18 protein-coding genes and 1 tRNA gene are annotated in these 16278 nt (G+C 58.7%); 10 read left to right on the top strand and 9 right to left on the bottom strand.

Features of this window, described 5'->3' with window-relative positions; genetic code table 11:
* Window positions 1–58: 58 nt before the first annotated feature.
* The 4 genes from ACRTGH_RS06060 to ACRTGH_RS06045 form a co-directional block, all read right to left on the bottom strand.
* A complete protein-coding gene (locus ACRTGH_RS06060; protein ID WP_368847648.1) occupies window positions 59–301 on the bottom strand; it encodes a hypothetical protein in 243 nt (80 codons plus the stop codon).
* A 72-nt stretch (window positions 302–373) separates the two neighbouring features.
* Entirely contained in the window at window positions 374–1093 is a 720-nt protein-coding gene (cybH, locus tag ACRTGH_RS06055) for a Ni/Fe-hydrogenase, b-type cytochrome subunit (protein WP_368847647.1), read from the bottom strand.
* A gap of 83 nt (window positions 1094–1176) precedes the next feature.
* Window positions 1177–3084, bottom strand: a complete 1908-nt coding sequence (locus tag ACRTGH_RS06050; RefSeq protein ID WP_368847646.1) for a nickel-dependent hydrogenase large subunit — start codon at window positions 3082–3084, stop codon at window positions 1177–1179.
* Window positions 3081–4184, bottom strand: a complete 1104-nt coding sequence (locus ACRTGH_RS06045; protein WP_368847645.1) for a hydrogenase small subunit — start codon at window positions 4182–4184, stop codon at window positions 3081–3083. Before ACRTGH_RS06045 ends, ACRTGH_RS06050 begins: the two co-directional genes overlap by 4 nt.
* Before the next feature lie 186 nt (window positions 4185–4370).
* On the opposite strand from ACRTGH_RS06045, the gene ACRTGH_RS06040 reads away from it, so the two are divergent.
* From ACRTGH_RS06040 to ACRTGH_RS06005, 8 genes are all read left to right on the top strand, one after another.
* Window positions 4371–4446, top strand: a tRNA-Ala gene (locus tag ACRTGH_RS06040).
* Between the two features lie 226 nt (window positions 4447–4672).
* The gene (locus ACRTGH_RS06035) at window positions 4673–5209 is read left to right on the top strand and encodes a TlpA family protein disulfide reductase (protein WP_368847644.1); all 537 of its coding nucleotides are present in this window, start codon (window positions 4673–4675) and stop codon (window positions 5207–5209) included.
* A 5-nt stretch (window positions 5210–5214) separates the two neighbouring features.
* Complete coding sequence (locus ACRTGH_RS06030; RefSeq protein ID WP_368847643.1) at window positions 5215–5943, top strand: cytochrome c biogenesis CcdA family protein; 729 nt, start codon at window positions 5215–5217, stop codon at window positions 5941–5943.
* A 117-nt stretch (window positions 5944–6060) separates the two neighbouring features.
* A complete protein-coding gene (locus ACRTGH_RS06025) occupies window positions 6061–6525 on the top strand; it encodes an Rrf2 family transcriptional regulator (protein WP_438474817.1) in 465 nt (154 codons plus the stop codon).
* Between the two features lie 15 nt (window positions 6526–6540).
* Window positions 6541–7911 carry a thymidine phosphorylase gene (locus ACRTGH_RS06020; RefSeq protein ID WP_368847641.1) on the top strand — a complete coding sequence of 457 codons (1371 nt, stop codon included), beginning with the start codon at window positions 6541–6543 and terminating at the stop codon, window positions 7909–7911.
* 4 nt (window positions 7912–7915) lie between these two features.
* Window positions 7916–8308, top strand: a complete 393-nt coding sequence (locus tag ACRTGH_RS06015) for a cytidine deaminase (RefSeq protein ID WP_368847640.1) — start codon at window positions 7916–7918, stop codon at window positions 8306–8308.
* A 13-nt stretch (window positions 8309–8321) separates the two neighbouring features.
* Window positions 8322–8660 carry a PTS lactose/cellobiose transporter subunit IIA gene (locus ACRTGH_RS06010; protein WP_368847639.1) on the top strand — a complete coding sequence of 113 codons (339 nt, stop codon included), beginning with the start codon at window positions 8322–8324 and terminating at the stop codon, window positions 8658–8660.
* A 195-nt stretch (window positions 8661–8855) separates the two neighbouring features.
* Window positions 8856–9614, top strand: coding sequence for an SAM-dependent methyltransferase (locus tag ACRTGH_RS06005; RefSeq protein WP_368847638.1), 759 nt, complete (start codon window positions 8856–8858; stop codon window positions 9612–9614).
* Window positions 9615–9730: 116 nt separating this feature from the next.
* On the opposite strand, the gene rbr is transcribed toward ACRTGH_RS06005, so the two are convergent.
* A complete protein-coding gene (gene rbr, locus ACRTGH_RS06000) occupies window positions 9731–10264 on the bottom strand; it encodes a rubrerythrin (protein WP_368847637.1) in 534 nt (177 codons plus the stop codon).
* Between the two features lie 251 nt (window positions 10265–10515).
* Here rbr and ACRTGH_RS05995 point away from each other — a divergent pair, with 251 nt between their 5' ends.
* The gene (locus ACRTGH_RS05995) at window positions 10516–11475 is read left to right on the top strand and encodes an L-lactate dehydrogenase (protein WP_368847636.1); all 960 of its coding nucleotides are present in this window, start codon (window positions 10516–10518) and stop codon (window positions 11473–11475) included.
* A gap of 412 nt (window positions 11476–11887) precedes the next feature.
* Here the strand turns inward: ACRTGH_RS05995 and ACRTGH_RS05990 are convergent, their stop codons facing one another.
* Window positions 11888–12394 carry a hypothetical protein gene (locus tag ACRTGH_RS05990; protein WP_368847635.1) on the bottom strand — a complete coding sequence of 169 codons (507 nt, stop codon included), beginning with the start codon at window positions 12392–12394 and terminating at the stop codon, window positions 11888–11890.
* Between the two features lie 406 nt (window positions 12395–12800).
* Between ACRTGH_RS05990 and ACRTGH_RS05985 the strand changes: the two genes are divergently transcribed.
* Window positions 12801–14969, top strand: a complete 2169-nt coding sequence (locus ACRTGH_RS05985) for a PTS sugar transporter subunit IIABC (RefSeq protein ID WP_368847634.1) — start codon at window positions 12801–12803, stop codon at window positions 14967–14969.
* 258 nt (window positions 14970–15227) lie between these two features.
* Here the strand turns inward: ACRTGH_RS05985 and ACRTGH_RS05980 are convergent, their stop codons facing one another.
* The 3 genes from ACRTGH_RS05980 to ACRTGH_RS05970 are packed head-to-tail and all read right to left on the bottom strand — an operon-like array spanning window position 15228 to window position 16240.
* Window positions 15228–15950 (bottom strand): DUF169 domain-containing protein, encoded by a 723-nt coding sequence (locus ACRTGH_RS05980; protein WP_368847633.1) that lies wholly within the window; start codon window positions 15948–15950, stop codon window positions 15228–15230.
* A gap of 18 nt (window positions 15951–15968) precedes the next feature.
* Window positions 15969–16061 (bottom strand): type II toxin-antitoxin system mRNA interferase toxin, RelE/StbE family, encoded by a 93-nt coding sequence (locus ACRTGH_RS05975; RefSeq protein WP_438474853.1) that lies wholly within the window; start codon window positions 16059–16061, stop codon window positions 15969–15971.
* On the bottom strand, window positions 16040–16240 hold the full coding sequence (locus ACRTGH_RS05970; protein WP_438474812.1) for a type II toxin-antitoxin system RelE/ParE family toxin: 201 nt from the start codon (window positions 16238–16240) through the stop codon (window positions 16040–16042). Before ACRTGH_RS05970 ends, ACRTGH_RS05975 begins: the two co-directional genes overlap by 22 nt.
* Window positions 16241–16278 lie beyond the last annotated feature (38 nt).

The following is a 16278-nucleotide window of genomic DNA, read 5'->3' as shown; positions in this document are numbered from 1 at the left end:
ATTAACACAAATCCGCCCACAAGGGAACTCGGGGCAAAGACTGCCTGCAGAAAAAATCTCAAAGTGCCGCCGCAAGACCGCGCGCCTCGAAAACGCCGAGGATGTCTGTAAGCTTCGTCTTCTTCGGGCTGTAATCCACCGTCGTCTCACCGTCATGCGCATGGATATGCACATAAAGCACGCCGGGAAGCCCGAGCAGCGTCTTTTCCACCTCGCCCGCCGTTTCCTCCGTATAGCCGGAAACGGTGAACTGCAGGCGTGTATTGCCGTTAGCTGCACCGCAGCCACATTCTTTGCACATAAAAACATCTCCCAAAAGCAAGGCTGCCCAGCCGAGCAGCCTCATTGCAGAATCCTTCCTCAAACAGCCGCCTCAATTCGCACGGCGTCCCGTTTTCTCCTCCTCGGGATGGTTGATCTGATAGTCGTCGAGCGGTACATGCGTCAGGATCTTGCGTCCCGAGAACATGCTCGAAACCTCGCTCTCGCCTTCCATGAATTCCGCACGGATGACCATGTAGAGATGGCCGATGGCGAAGAGGATGATGAACCAAGCGACATAATGATGCACGAGATGCACCATGAACTCATTGCCCAGAAGCGTCAGCACCCAGCCAAAAAGGAGGAAGGAGACGCTGTCCGGCTCGTTTGCACCGTACATGCCGAAGCCCGTCACGACCTCGATGGCGACGAGCACATAGAGAAGCGTGTACGACATGCGCGCGATGGGGTTTCTCAGATAAGACTTATGCTCGTAGCGAACAAAGATGTAATGCAGTATTACATCGCCGATCGCCCGCCAGAAAAGCCCTTCCCAGAAGCGCGGAAACAGTCGGTCCCCGCGGTTCACATAGAAACCGTAAATCCTCAGGATGAAGGCGCCCATAAAGATGAACGCCGCGAGAAAATGAATGTTTCGGATATTGTCGGTCGTCATGCCGCTGAAGGTCGGCTCGACGGAGTAGATGAGCCAAGGCTCGGTGATCATCAGTCCCGTTGCGAAGAGGACGCAGATGCAGACGACCATGATCCAGTGAAAGGCCCTGAGCCAGGGGCTAAAAACGTAGTAAATCCTGCGTTTGACTTCTCTCATTCCACATGTCCCTGCTGCGCGGAAGACGCGCGGCGAGCGCCGCGTCCGTCCGGCAGTTTTTCCTTTCCACGATCATCGATCGTTCATTCGTCTACCTTCATGCCGGCATAGGGGTCGGTCGTCATAACCCGGATTTTTTCGCCCTTCGCATTGAATACATGCGTGGAGCAAGCCATGCACGGGTCGAAGGAGCGGATGACACGGACGATTTCCAGCGGCTTGTCGGGAACGGCCACACGCGTATCCATCATCGCCATCTCGTAAGCACCGTGCCCTGCCGTATCGTCGCGCGGGCAGGCGTTCCAAGTCGTCGGCACGACGCACTGGTAGTTGGCAATCTTGCCGTTCTTGATGACGACCCAATGCGACAGCGCACCGCGCGGCGCATCGTAAAGACCGACACCCTTGGCCTCCTTCGGCCATGTCACGGGATCCCACTTGTCCGAAGTCGCGACGGCGAGATCGCCGCCCTTGATATTTGCAATAAGTTTGTCGAAGTAATACTTCTGGATCTCCGCATTGAGCTGAGAATCCAGTGCGCGCGCCGCCGTGCGTCCCACCATCGTCGGCAGCCACACCTCGGGCGCCAGACCGATGGCCTTGGAGACGGCATCCATCTGGTCGAGCATGAGCTTTTCTGCCCAGGTCGGCTCGGGGAGAAGCCCCTTCTTCGCCTTGACATAGATGATGATATAACGCGCCAGCGGGCCGACCTCTGCGACCTTGCCGCGCCATTTCGGCGTCTTGAGCCAGGAATATTTCCCCTTCTCGTTGAGCTCCTGCCAATTCGTCATCGTGCCGACCTTCGGAGCCGTATACTTCGGTTTCGTCTGTCCGGCCCAAGGATGGAGGTCGCCCTCTTCTCCCTCGTACTCGTACCAGGAGTGCTCGATGCCCTCGGTGACAGCAACGGGATCGGACAAATCTTCCGCCCGAATCGGCGTGAAGGTGGCGGCATCCAGTCCTGCGCCGAAGTTCTCCACGACGCCGTTCGAGCGAATCAAAAGACGCCGCATGAAATCGCCGTTGCGCGTACCCGTGTAGCCCTCTTCGGGGAACTGCCCGAAAGCCAGGACGCAGTGCTTCGCAAGACCGCCGCCGTCGACCTTGCCCGCCTTGACATAGGCGGCGCCAATGGCGAGGACGTCCGGTATATAGTACTCATTGACAAGCGTGCGCGTGAGATTCACGGCACGGTCGACGATGGCAAGCCGCGCCGTGTTGACGGGCGCATTGCCGTCGTCCAGCGAGATGGCGCAGGGCATGCCGCCCACGACATAATGCGGGTGCGGATTCTTGCCGCCGAATACGACATGCGGCGTGACAATCTCGCGATGCTTGTCAAGCAATTCGAGGTAATGGACAACCGCGATGAGATGAACCTCAGGCGGCAGCAGCTTGTAATCGGGGTGATCCCACCAGTTTGCCGAGAAGATGCCGAGCTGGCCGCTCTGGACGATCTGCTCGATCTTTTTCTTGAACGCCGCAAAGTATTCGGGCGTCGCGTTCGGGAAATCCTTCGGATACGCTTCCGTATCGAGACCCGCGGGACCGGCGAACGGCAGGCGCATGGTCAGAAGCGTCGACTGCAGCTTCGCCGCAGCGGCAGGATCGGCCGCCAGAGCCTCGACAGGGCTCACCCAGTCGAGCGCGTGCAGGTGATAGAAATGCACGATATGATCCTGCACCGTGAGACAGGCCGCCATGATGTTGCGGATATAGTTCGCATTCGGCGGTATGCGGATGCCGAGCGCATCCTCCACGGCGCGCACGGACGCCAAGGCATGAGCCGTCGTACAGACGCCGCAGATGCGCTGGATATACGCCCAGGCATCGCGCGGATCGCGGCCGTTCATGACGAGTTCCAGACCGCGCCAGGCCGTGCCGCTCGAAAGAGCGTCGGTGACCTTGCCCGTGGCCTCGTCGACCTGCACCTCGACGCGCAGGTGCCCTTCAATTCTTGTTACCGGATCGACCGTTACATGTTTCATTTATGCACCTGCTCTCTCTTCTCCTGCTCCTCTTTTTCGATGGCCTTGTCTGCCTTCGCACGCTGCGCGAGGCTCATGGCTCCGTGTACGGCAACGCCGGCCGCCGTACCGACGGCAAGCCCGACGCCGATCTTGTCTATGCTGCCCAAGGGGCCGTATTTCGGCAGGCGCTGCGAAAACGGCGCATCGTCCCAGAAATTCGTGTTCGTACAGCCAATGCAGGGCGCACCCGACTGAATGGGATAGCTCATGCCCTGGAACCAGCGCAGATTGCCGCAGGAGCTGTACGTCTCGGGGCCGCGGCAGCCGAGCTTGTAAAGACACCAGCCCGCCTTGGAGCCCGCATCATCGAAGCGCTCGGCAAACATGCCCGCATCGAAGAAGGGGCGGCGGTAGCAGGTATCGTGTACGCGGTTGCCAAAGAACTGCTTGGGACGGTTCTCGATATCGAGTTCCGGAATCGTGCCGAAGAGCGCGACGTGCATGATGACGCCCGTCATGACCTCCGGAATCGGTGGACAGCCCGGCACATTGACGACCGCCTTGCCGCCCGCATAGTGGCTGATGCCGGCAGATCCCGTCGGGTTCGGAGACGCCGCCTGGATGCCGCCCGATGCGGCGCAGGTGCCATAGGCGATGATCGCTGCCGCATCCTTCGCCACACGCTGGAACGTGTCGATGAAGGGATGCCCCCCCGACATGCAGTAGACGCCGTTGTCCTTCGTCGCGACAGCGCCCTCAACGGCGAGGATATACTGCCCCTTGTACTTCTTGACGGTTTCCTCCAGATGCGCCTCAAAAGGCTCACCCGAAGCTGCACTCAAGAGATGGTCATACTCAAGCGCGATCGTGTTCAGCACAACATCCGACGCCAGCGGCGCGGCCGACCGGATGAACGACTCATCACATCCCGTACACTCGTGGCCGTGCAGCCAGATTACAACCGGCAGCGGCTTTTGTTCCGCCGCCTCGACCACCTTGGATACCATGTCGGTGCTGAGCCCCATCAGAGATGTCAACGCGACGCAACCCTTGAGAAAGTCGCGGCGGCTCAGACCATTGCGGAGATAACGCTCCCACATGCTTTCCCGCTTATCCACATTACTGCCTCCCTTTTCCCCGTTCGGGGGTGGTTTAAGGAATAAACCGTTTCTTCTAATTACTATAAAAACATACTTATCCTTGATTTTAATGTTCGCCCTCTTCCGAAATATTCCTGCTGATTTTTTTACATTTTCTCTCTTGCATTTCCTAAAAATTTGCAGTATACTATTTGAGTACGACATGGGGACGTAGCTCAGCTGGGAGAGCGTTCGGTTCGCATCCGAGAGGTCGAGGGTTCAATCCCCTTCGTCTCCACCATGACAAAAGCAAAGGAATCGGCTTCGGCCGGTTCCTTTTTTCTATGCCCGGCATCGCCCGAAGCAGGCTGCACCGCGCCGCCCTTACATGAATTTAACCAATCGCTCTGCGCCCTTCGGGCTTGACCTCTTGGAAATTCATAGTAAAATATTATATGTAGCAAAGGGGGCGGATAATTGAACGCCTTCCTTTGAAATCTTTTTTCCAAATTAAGGAGGAAATTTCATTGAAAGCAACATGGCTTACCGGTGCATTCCTGGCACTTTTTCTTATGAGCGGCTGCGGCGCGCAGGCGGAGAAGACGCCTGCCCCAGCGGAGACGGCAAGCGCCGAGGCGGGGGCGCTGCAGGAGGGGCAGACGCCGCCTTCTTTCTCACTTAAGGATCTCGGCGGACAGGAGGTCAAGATCGACTTCGCCAACGACAAGAAACTTTATGTCATCAATTTCTGGGCGACATGGTGCCCGCCCTGCCGCGAGGAAATGCCGGAGCTCGACGCCTTCGCGAAGAAACATGCGGAGGACGTCGCGTTCTACGCCATCAACCTCCAGGAGCCCGGGGACAAGGTCGAGAGCTTCTTCAAGCAGAACAACTATACGATGCCCGTGCTGCTCGATTTGGAGGGCAAGGTGGCGGATCAGTATGAAATCCGCGCCATCCCGACGACCTACATCGTCGGCAAGGACGGCAAAATCGTCATGCAGAAGCTTGGCGGCACGACGGCGGCAGAGCTTGAGGCGGCGCTCGCCAAAGCTGCAAAGTAATAATTATGGAAGCCATTTCTTTTGGCGCGGCATTTCTTGCCGGCGTCGTATCTTTCGTTTCTCCGTGTGTTCTGCCGATGCTGCCGACGTTCGTGCTGATTCTTGCAGGCTCGAGCAACGCCGGCGCAGCAGCGGCAGAAGGGGGCGCAAGCAGCTCCGGCAGCACTCTCGCGCGCAACGTCCTCGCCTTCCTGCTCGGCTTTGCCGTCGTCTTCCTCGCGCTCGGTGCGACGGCGACGGTGCTCGGCCGTTTTCTGCTCACGCATCTCGCCCTCGTGGAGAAGGCCGGCGCCGTGCTGCTCGCACTCCTGGGGCTTTTCCTCTCAGGGATCATCAGCCCGTCCTTTCTCTACCGCGAATGGCGGCCTTTCCTGCATCGCCCGTCAGAAGGCGCTCTCGGCTCCTTCCTGCTCGGCATGTCATTCACCGTCGGCTGGACGCCCTGCACGGGCCCGATCCTCGCCGCCATCCTCATCTACGCGGGACAGCAGGCGACCCTCAGCCAGGGGCTCTGGCTGCTCAGTTTCTACGTGCTCGGCTTTGCCGTGCCGTTTCTCGTGCTCGCGCTTCTCTGGCGCCGTCTGGAAAAAAGCGTGCGCTCCCTTTACCGCTTCCTGCCCGCCGTGCAGAAGCTCGCCGGTCTCAGCCTCATCGCGCTCGGCGTGATGATGTGGTTCGGCTGGACGCTGCGCTTCATCGGCTGGCTGTCCTCGTTCGCACCGTTTTCCCTGTGAGGCAGACGCTTGCCCACTACTAAAGGCTCAAGGAAGCACGGCGAAAAGGCCGCCCGTCCGAGCGGTGCAGTATTTCGCCGTGCTTCCTTCATAGACAAGAGAGGAGTTTCTGCCGCCATGCAGCTTTCGAGCCGTTTCACCATCGCCGTCCACATGCTGTCAGGGTTTGCCTTTTTCGAAGGGCAGCGGTCTATTACGAGTGAATTTCTCGCGGGCAGCATCCATGTCCATCCCGTCGTCGTGCGCCGCCTGCTCCTCATGCTCAAAACGGCGGGCATCATCGAAGTACGGCGCGGGCGCGGCGGCTCGCACCTCGCGCGTTCCCCGGAAGAAATCACGCTCTACGACATCTACCGCGCGACAGAACTGCTCGATGACGGCAAGCTCTTCCACTTTCACGAACACCCGAACCCCGCCTGCCCCGTCGGCCGCAATATCCACCGCGCACTCGACGGCCATCTCGCCGCCGTCCAGGAAGCGATGGAGGAAAAGCTGCGCTCGATCCGCCTCTCAGACATCATAGCGGAGCTGCGCAGTGCCGCGTGTACGGAGAGCACGGAGCAGAACGAAAAGCAAAGCTGACTGCGAGGGATTTTTATGCGTATGTACGACCTCATCACGAAGAAGAAGCACGGCGAGGAACTTTCCACAGCGGAAATCCAGTCGATGATCGAAGGATTCACCTGCGGCACGATTCCCGACTACCAGATGTCCGCCATGCTCATGGCCATCTGCCTGCGCGGCATGACGGAGCGCGAAATGGGCGATTTGACGCTCGCCATGGCGGATTCGGGCGAGCGCGTCGACCTCTCCGGCTTCGGCACAGCAACGGTGGACAAGCACTCGACGGGCGGCGTCGGCGACAAGACGACGCTCATCGCCTGCCCCATCGCCGCAGCCTGCGGCGCGCGCATCGCCAAGATGAGCGGACGCGGCCTCGGCCATACGGGCGGCACCGTGGACAAGCTTGAATCCATCCCCGGCTTTCAAACGACGCTCTCGCGCGAGGATTTCCTCGCCACGGTGCGGCGCACGGGGCTGAGCCTCGTCGGTCAATCCGACAACCTCGCCCCGGCGGACAAGAAGCTCTATGCCCTGCGCGACGTGACGGCCACTGTCGATTCCATCCCGCTCATCGCCTCTTCCATCATGAGCAAGAAAATTGCGGCGGGAAGCTCCGCCATCCTGCTCGACATCAAGATGGGCAGCGGCGCCTTTATGAAAACGCAAAGCGACGCGCTCGAACTTGCGCGCAGCATGGTCAGCATCGGCAAGAGCGCGGGCAGGAAGACCGCCGCCATCGTCACGGATATGGACGTGCCGCTCGGCGCTGCCATCGGCAACGCACTCGAGATCGCCGAAGCCGTTGAGATCCTACAGGGCAAAGGCCCCGCCGATCTTCGCGAGACGAGCCTCACGCTCGCCGCCGATATGCTGCGCCTCATCGGACGCGGCGGTTTCGACGAATGCCGGAAGCTCGCCGAAAAGGCGCTTGCCGACGGCAGCGCCTTCCGCACCTTCCGCGCCATGACCGAAGCGCAGGGAGGCAACGTCTCCTGCCTCGACCGACCCGAAAAACTGCCCCAGGCGGCCTTCCGGCAGGAAATAGCCCTGCCCGCATACGGCTTTATCACCCAGATGGATACCGAAGCCATCGGCAGAGCGGCCTGCCTCCTCGGCGCAGGCCGCGAGACAAAAGGAAGCTCCATCGATATGGCGGCGGGCATCCGCCTGCTGAAAAAGACCGGCGACTATGCCGAAACGAATGAACCCATCGCCATCCTTTACACAAACGAAGAAGACCGCCTGGCAGCTGCCGCAGACCTCTATCGCTCCGCCCTTGCGCTCGGTGAAGAGCCGCCCGCCCCAAGGCCGAAGCTCTTCGCGCGTGTCACGGAGGACAGCTTCAGCGCGTCCGCGCCGAAAATCGGCACAGACGACGGATGCCGCAAAAAAACGAAAGGATGATTCCATGACGGACGCGGAGCTCATCGCCCATGCAAAAAAAGCACGCGAACGCGCCTATGCGCCCTATTCCGGCTTCTCCGTCGGCGCGGCGGCTCTTGCAGCCGACGGGCGCGTCTTTTCCGGCTGCAACATCGAAAACGCCTCCTACGGCCTGACGAACTGCGCCGAACGCACAGCCATCTTCAAGGCCGTCTCCGAAGGCGTGCGGGAAATCGCCGCCCTGGCCGTCGTCGCCGACGGGACGCTTCCCTGCTCTCCCTGCGGCGCCTGCCGCCAGGTCATCGCCGAATTCAGCATCGGGCGCATCATCCTCGCCAATCTCAGCGGCGCGAAAAAAATCGTCACGCCGGAAGAGCTGCTGCCCTTTTCGTTCTCCCTTGATCCGGCAAACAAATAAGGAGTGAATTTTCATGGAAGACACAGAGCTCATCGCATTTCGCATCATCTCCGCCGTCGGTGCGGCAAAAAGCGCCTATATCGAAGCGATTGCGGCGGCCAAGCACGGCAGTTTCGATAGGGCCGTACGGCGCATCGAAGAAGGCGACGAATCGTTTCTCGACGGGCACAAAGCGCACGGCGAACTCCTGACGAAAGAATCCGCCGGCAGCGCTGCTCCTCTGACGCTCCTCCTCGCCCACGCGGAAGATCAGCTGATGAGCGCGGAGGGATTCAAAACCGTCGCACTCGAATTCATCGAGGTCTACCGACGCATAGAAGCCCTGGAAGAAGCGAACAGAAACCAGGACTGAACCACACCGAAAGCAAAAGAGGGTGCTGCACGCGGCCTCCCGCCGCATGATGCGGCGCCCTCTTTTTTTGCATTCCTGAATGAAACGCCGCTCTTTTTCCTATTTTTTAGATATGAAAACTATTGACACGTGACCATCTTGCATTTATAATGAGAATCAATCGAAGGTATGTGATTATACGAAGGAGATGATACCATGCGAGAGGCAGGACACACCTTTTTGGCCAGAATGGGAAAGACGAAGCTTCGTCCCGGCGGCGTCGAAGCTACGAACTGGCTTCTCTCCAAGGCGGCAATCCAACCGGGCTTCAAGGTGCTCGAAGTGGCATGCAATATGGGCACCACGATGATCCATGTTGCAAAGACGTATGACTGTGAGGTCGTCGGCATCGATCTCGACGACGCAGCGCTCGAAAAGGCACGCGCCAACATCAAGAGCCAGGGGCTCGAGGACAAGATTTCTGTCGTCCACGGCAACGCTTTCGATCTGCCGTTCGCAGATGCCAGCTTCGATGTCGTCATCAACGAGGCCATGCTGACGATGCTCATCGGCGGAGACAAGGATCGCGCACTTGCCGAGTATTCACGTGTGCTGAAACCCGGCGGCGTTCTCGTCACGCATGATGTCGTCTTTCGTACGGACGACGCTGCCGTACAAAAGGAACTCATCTCCGGCCTTTCCCAGGCGATCAATGTCCACGTCGAACCGCTGACCCGCAGCGGCTGGAAGGAAAGGATCGAAAGCCACGCTTTCCGGACAGAACAGAAATGCGGCCCGATGACACTCCTCGACCCGCCAGGCATCCTGCGCGACGAAGGACCTGCCGGAGCACTCCGGATCATGGCAAACGCCATGAAAAAGGAAAACCGCACGATGTTCTTGACCATGTTCGACTTCTTCCACGATCACGCCGAGGAACTCGGCTATATCGCCAATTTCAGCCTCCGCATCTGAGAAAACCAGGAAGCGCCCACATCCCAGCGCTTGCCGGCATAAAAAGAGGCTCGCCCACATCGTCTGCCGCACGATATGGGCGAGCCTCTTTTCTTATGCCGGAAGCGAACCGTTTCTCAGTAATTCTTCTTCATCTGTTCGAAATAAGCCTGCGGGTGATCACAGACGGGACAGACCTGCGGCGCCTGTGCTGCTTCACAGACATAGCCGCAGTTGCGGCACTGCCAGATGATCTTCTCACCCTTTTTGAATACTGCCTCGTCCTTGACATTCGCGAGCAGCAGGCGATAGCGCTCCTCGTGCTCCTTCTCGATCTTCGCCACGCTCTCGAAGAGACGCGCGATCTTCGTGAAGCCTTCCTCCTGCGCCACCTTGGCAAACTCAGGGTACATCGAAGTCCATTCCTCGTGCTCACCGTTCGCAGCAGCCTCGAGATTCGCCGCCGTATCGCCGATGCCCGCCACGAGTTTGAACCAGATCTTGGCATGTTCCTTCTCGTTGCCTGCCGTCTCGGCAAAAAGCGCCGAAATCTGCTCAAAGCCGTCCTTCTTCGCGCGGGAAGCGTAATAACCGTACTTCGTGTAAGCCTGCGATTCCCCGGCAAACGCTGCCCAAAGGTTCTTCTCTGTCTGCGATCCTTTCAGCTCCATGATGATATCCTCCTCCATCAATTGCAACAAATAGCTTGGCAAAGGCCGTCAGCCCTTTGCCCGTATAATACCACCGTCGGGCAATACCGTCAATTCCTATTTTATCAATATAAAATGATTCTCATTCCCTTTCAGGCCGCATACTTTCCTTCCCTCTTCTTTGGGTGTATACTATAGTTATTGCCCCCAAAGAGCAGCCATATAACAGCGATGACATCTGCCACCGCAATTCTTCAAGGAGATGTGTATCTATGTTGAAACCCTTAAAGCTTGCCATCATCGGTCTCGGCCACGTCGGCTCCGCCGTGCTCGCGCGCGCCATCCCCTGTCAGATCGCCTCGGAAATCGCCTGCATCGACATCCGGAAGGAGGTCGCACACGGCGAGGCCCTCGATGCCGTGCACGCGCTTCCCTGCTCCTACACGCCGAGCATCCATGTCTATTCCGGCGGCTTCGAGGAATGCCGCGACGCCGACGTCATCATCTGCGCCGCCGGCCCGAGCATCCAGCCCGGCGAAGGAAACGACCGCCTCGTGCTCGCCGAGAAGAACATCGCCGTCATACGCGATGTCATGGGCGAAGTCACGAAGTACACGCATGAGGCCGTCTTCATCATGATCACAAACCCTCTCGACATCACGACCTATGTCGCGGCAACGGAATTCGGCTATCCCGCAGGGCGCCTCTTCGGCACAGGCACGACGCTTGAAACGCTGCGCTTCAAGAGCATCCTCGGCCAGCACTACCATGTGGACGCGACGGACGTGCAGGGCTACATGCTTGGCGAGCACGGCAACAGCGCCTTTCCCGCCTGGAGCTCCGTCGGCATCGGCGGCATGCCGCTGAAAGATCTCGACAGCCTCTTCGAGCATGAAGGCGCCCTGGACAAGGAGGCCGTCGCCAAAAACGTCGTGAACACAGCCTATGATGTGCTCACGTCCAAGGGCTGGACGAACACCGGCATCGCCATGGGCGCCTGCCGCCTCGCCAAAGCCGTCGTCACGGATGAGCACGCCGTCCTGCCCGTCTCCATGCCCTTGAACGGCGAATACGGCCTCCAGGACGTCGCACTCTCGCTCCCGAGCATCATCGGCAAAACAGGCGTCACGCGCCGCCTGCCGCTTCACCTGCCCGACGATGAACTCGCCCTGCTGAAAAAAAGCGCCGCGAGCATCCAGGAAGTCCTGCGCGCCAACGGCCTGATTCACTGACCGAAGCGGAACGGCTCCGGCGCTCCCTTCGATGGATTCGGACGCAGAAAATAAAGGAATCACTGATAAATTCAGCCACCCATCTTCACGCATCTGCACTGTCCTCTCGTCGTCGACAAATCCTCGACGTAGCACCGCTACGCCTGCGGTTTGTCTCCTTGCTGAGCCGTCCAAAAGCCAAGTCCGAAGGACGCAGGTGATTGGGCAACGGCTCGTATGCGAAAACGTCCCAAGAATGCAAGCGCGAAGTGCGCCGCATGATTGGTTGACGTTGACCGCCATAGATACAGCGCATCTGCGCAAATCTGGGCGACTTCATTTTATCAGCGTTTCCTAAAAGCCGAGATCGGCGCAGGAATCTGCACCGCCTCGGCTTTTTATTTTTTACTGCCCATGCCTCAGGACAGACGCTTCAATTCGAACCGTCTACCACGGCATAGAGATGATCGGAAAAATTGGGATAATCATAGCTTCCCCTATGGCGGTTGTACCACCTCTGCCCACCGTAAAACTTCATGTGATAAGCGATGTAGAACGCCATCTCCCCGCTGAACTCATGTCCCGTTTCGGCATTGCTGCCAACCGGCGGTATGTACTGCCACGAATCCTCGCCCCAGCGATACATCGCCCGCGAATCCCACTGATAGAGGTACTGGCGCGTATCCACGCGATACGGCTTCGTATTGCCGCTATCGGCGTCTTCCACGACCAGCACGTTGACGGCAATCCGATATGTGGGCGGCGCATACTTCTGCACGACGAGCGAGCTCTTGTCCACATAGTAGCCCACGCCCATATGACCGCCGCATAAAAGGTAATTGCGGTCGCCGCCCAAATAATCCGGATAAGCCGCCGCAGCAGCCGCCTGCGCAAACGAAAGGCAGAGCACGAACAAGACCATCGACAAAACACGCCGCATAATATCTCCTCCCATCAAACTTTTCCCCTGCCCGATGTCCTCGGCAAGAATGCGGCTGAAACATGCCGCAGCAAAACGCTCCTATTTCTCACTATGGAGTTCTCTGCCTGCGCGAATATTCCTGCAAGAGAAAGCGCCGGAGAATTTCTTTTGCAGGAAAAACCGGGCAGGCGCACTCCCTTCCCTTTACAAAACAAAGCTTCCTACGGTATAATCTACATGTAATGTTTCATGGAATTTCCGCGCGCAGACGGCGCAGCAAGCATCAGTCAAGAGCCTTTGCGCCCCTTTGGCTGATGCTTTTTTGCATCTTTGCAGGCACGCCGAGCGGAGGGAATACGCCGGAAGAGAGGGGAGCTGCAGGCGGTTTCCGGAAAAGCGCGGAGGAAAGGAAGGTTTTGCCCTTATGAAAGACGAAATTTTCAGCGTACTCCAACGCGTCGGGCGAAGTTTCATGCTGCCCGTCGCCGTACTGCCGATCGCCGGTATCCTCCTGGGCATCGGCGCGTCGTTTACGAATCCCACGACCGTAGAAACGTACGGTCTTGGAGCGATTCTCGGCGAAGGCACGGCACTCTACGCGCTCCTCACCATCATGGCGAGTGCAGGCAGCACCATCTTCGGCAATCTGCCGATCATCTTCGCCGTCGGCGTCGCCATCGGCATGGCCAAAGCGGAAAAGGAGGTCGCGGCCCTCTCGGCCATGATCGCCTTCTTCGTCATGCACACGGCCTGCAACGCCATGCTCAAGCTCGGCGGCCAAATCCTCCCCGACGGCTCCATTGCGCCCTCGGTGCTTGAGGGAACGATCGCCCCAAGCTGCGGCATCCTTTCGTTCCAGATGGGCGTCTTCGGCGGCATCATCGTCGGACTCGGCGTCGCCTGGCTGCACAACAAGTACCACAAGATCGTGTTGCCGAACGCGCTCTCCTTCTTCGGCGGCTCGCGGTTCATTCCCATCATCTCCACCGTCGCATTCCTCTTCGTCGGCATCGCCATGTACTTCGTCTGGCCGCTCGCGCAGCAGGGCATCTTCGCTCTCGGCAGCCTCGTGACGGGCACGGGCTATATCGGCACGCTGGTTTTCGGCATCATCAAACGCGCCCTGATCCCATTCGGACTGCACCACGTCTTTTATCTGCCGTTCTGGCAGACGGGCGTCGGCGGCTCGATGATGATCGACGGCCAGCTCATCCAGGGCGGCCAGAACATCTTCTTCGCCCAGCTCGCCTCGCCGAATGTCGCGCATTTCAGCTCTGACGCAACGCGCTATTTCTCCGGCGAATTCATCTTCATGATCTTCGGCCTGCCGGGCGCAGCTCTCGCCATGTACCGCGCGGCGCGTCCCGAAAAGAAGAAGCTCGCGGGAGGCCTCCTCCTGTCCGCCGCCCTGACCTCGATGTTTACGGGCATCACGGAACCCATCGAGTTTTCCTTCCTCTTCGTCGCGCCTGCTCTTTTCGCCGTGCAGGTGGTTCTCGCAGGTGCGGCTTACATGATCGCGCACATGCTTAATATCGCCGTCGGCCTGACCTTCTCCGGCGGTCTTTTGGATCTCTTCATCTTCGGCATCCTGCAGGGTGAGGCAAAAACGGGCTGGATGTATATCATTCCCGTCGGCGTCATCTACTTCTTCCTCTACTACTTCATCTTCTCCTGGATGATTCGCCACTTCAACTTCAAAACCCCGGGCAGAGAAGACGATGACGAGGAAACGAAGCTCTACTCCAAGGCCGACTACCAGGCACAGCAGGGCGGCGCAAGCCAAGGCACAGGAGCCGCCTCGGACGATGCCAAGAGCGCAGCGATTGCCCGCGGCCTCGGCAGCAAAAAGAACATCACCTCCGTCGACTGCTGCGCGACGCGCCTGCGCTGCTCCATCGAAGACCCGGCGCTCGTAGACGAGAAGCTTCTGAAGGCTACCGGCGCTGTCGGTGTCATCGTCAAGGGAACGGGCGTGCAGGTCATCTACGGCCCACAGGTCACCGTCATCAAGGCAAACCTCGAATCGTACCTCGAAACGGCGCCCGATGTGGAGCCCGGTGCAGCCCCGCCTGCAGCAACGGAAGCGGAAAAAGCGCCCGAAGAAGCGGCTCCGGCAGCGGAAACGCCCGCCGCAGAAACCGGCACGCATACGCTCTTCACGCCCGTCGCGGGAGCCGTCCACCCCATTGAGGAAGCGCCCGACGAGGCCTTCGCCAGCAAGATGATGGGCGACGGCTACTTCGTCTACCCGACGGAAGAAACCGTCTATGCCCCGGAGGACGGCGAAGTCGTCTTCGTCTTCGACACAAAGCACGCCATCGGCATGAAAGCCGCCGACGGCACAGAGTACCTGCTGCATATCGGCGTCGACACCGTCGCCCTCGGCGGCCAGGGCTTCGAGGTGTTTGTCGAAAGCGGCCAAAAGGTCAAAAAAGGCGACCGCCTCATGACCTTCGACGACGCCTATATCAAGGAGCACGCCAAATCCGACGCCTGCCTCGTCATCTTCACGGGACTTGGCGAAAACCGCAGCGTAAACCTCAGCAAAACAGGCGCGGCAAAAGCGCTCGATGAGATCGGCAGCTGCTGATTTCTTGCAAAGATTCCGCTGCAAATACAGGAAAGAGCCTCTGCACGATGCGGCAGCGCATTGTGCAGAGGCTCTTTTTTACAGCAAACGATGGCCGCTCGCTTGATGAAACCGGCTTGCCCGCAAATTTCCGCGCAGGCTTTTTCCTTTCTCTCATAGAACACGATCTTCTTCTCAAAGAGATTTCCGCCGCGGACAGCACGGGCAAGATCACGGCGCATCGTGTGGGACTGCCGATCATATTCCTGCACGCTTCCGCTACTTCAACCGCGCCGCAATCTTCCCCCATGTCTCCTTCGTGAGGAAACTTCCCTCCGCCTCGCGCTCCATTTCCAGGAATCGGCTGTACGGTATGCTGAAGGACAGCACGTCCTTCGGGATACACTTCCTCGCCGAAGGGTCGGTCATGCCGATGAAGCAGCTCTTGCCGCCCTCCTGCTCTTCCGTCACGGGATAGAGTACCGCCTGCGCACAGCCGGCGCCGAAGAGAAGCTTGACGTTGTCCTGCGTCCTCTTGTCGTAATTCGCCAGCGTGGCAAGAGCTGAGAGCTGATCAGCGTTCACGAGGAAGATCACCGCAAGCGGGCGTTCATCGGGCAGGACATCGCGCAGGGGCTTGCAGACGACATAGGGCTTGCCGTCATGACGCTTAATGTTCTCGATGAAGTCCCGCGCCAGTTCCGGTGTTTTCTTGTAGAACTCGCCTTCTCTGCCGATCTGTTCGCCGCCCGTCGAGAGGAAGTATTCGATCCAGCCGTGCGGGTAGTCCTGAAAGCCCAGCCCCGTTTTCGCACCAAGACAGACGGTCGTCTTTTCGGCGAACGCGGCCGTCCTTCCCTTGCTTGCCGCCACAAGCAAAGCGACCGAGCAGCCCCAGACGCCTTCCTTGAACTGCATGGCCCCTTCAGGCGCCGCATCCGCATGAAGCACGGCTACGGGCTGAGTTTTCAAGTGAATGAGTTCTGCAATTTTGCTTTCCATGACTGACCGCTCCTTCCGTTAAAATAAATCACTGTGCGATCCCGTTCTCATGAGATACAAAATCAACGTTTCCTCAGCAATTTCATAAATCAGCAGCCAATCCGGCACGATGTGACCTTCCCGACAGCCGCCGTAGCTGCCCGTGAGACCGTGATCGCAGTTTTCTCCGGCAGTGGTTCCCCCGCTGATAATTTTTTGATGATTTCCGTGAGCACTGCCATATCATAGCCGCGCCGTTTCGCGCGCTTCAAATCCTCGTCCATGCAAATATTTACATTCGTACTCACCATAACAAAAACGCCATTCTACAACAATGGTTATCATCACG

It is taken from the genome of Selenomonas oralis (assembly GCF_051603425.1).
Classification (GTDB): Bacteria; Bacillota; Negativicutes; order Selenomonadales; family Selenomonadaceae; genus Selenomonas; species Selenomonas sputigena_A.
Note: the sequence above shows the minus strand (reverse complement) of the source record. Positions and strands in the feature narration are given on the sequence as shown.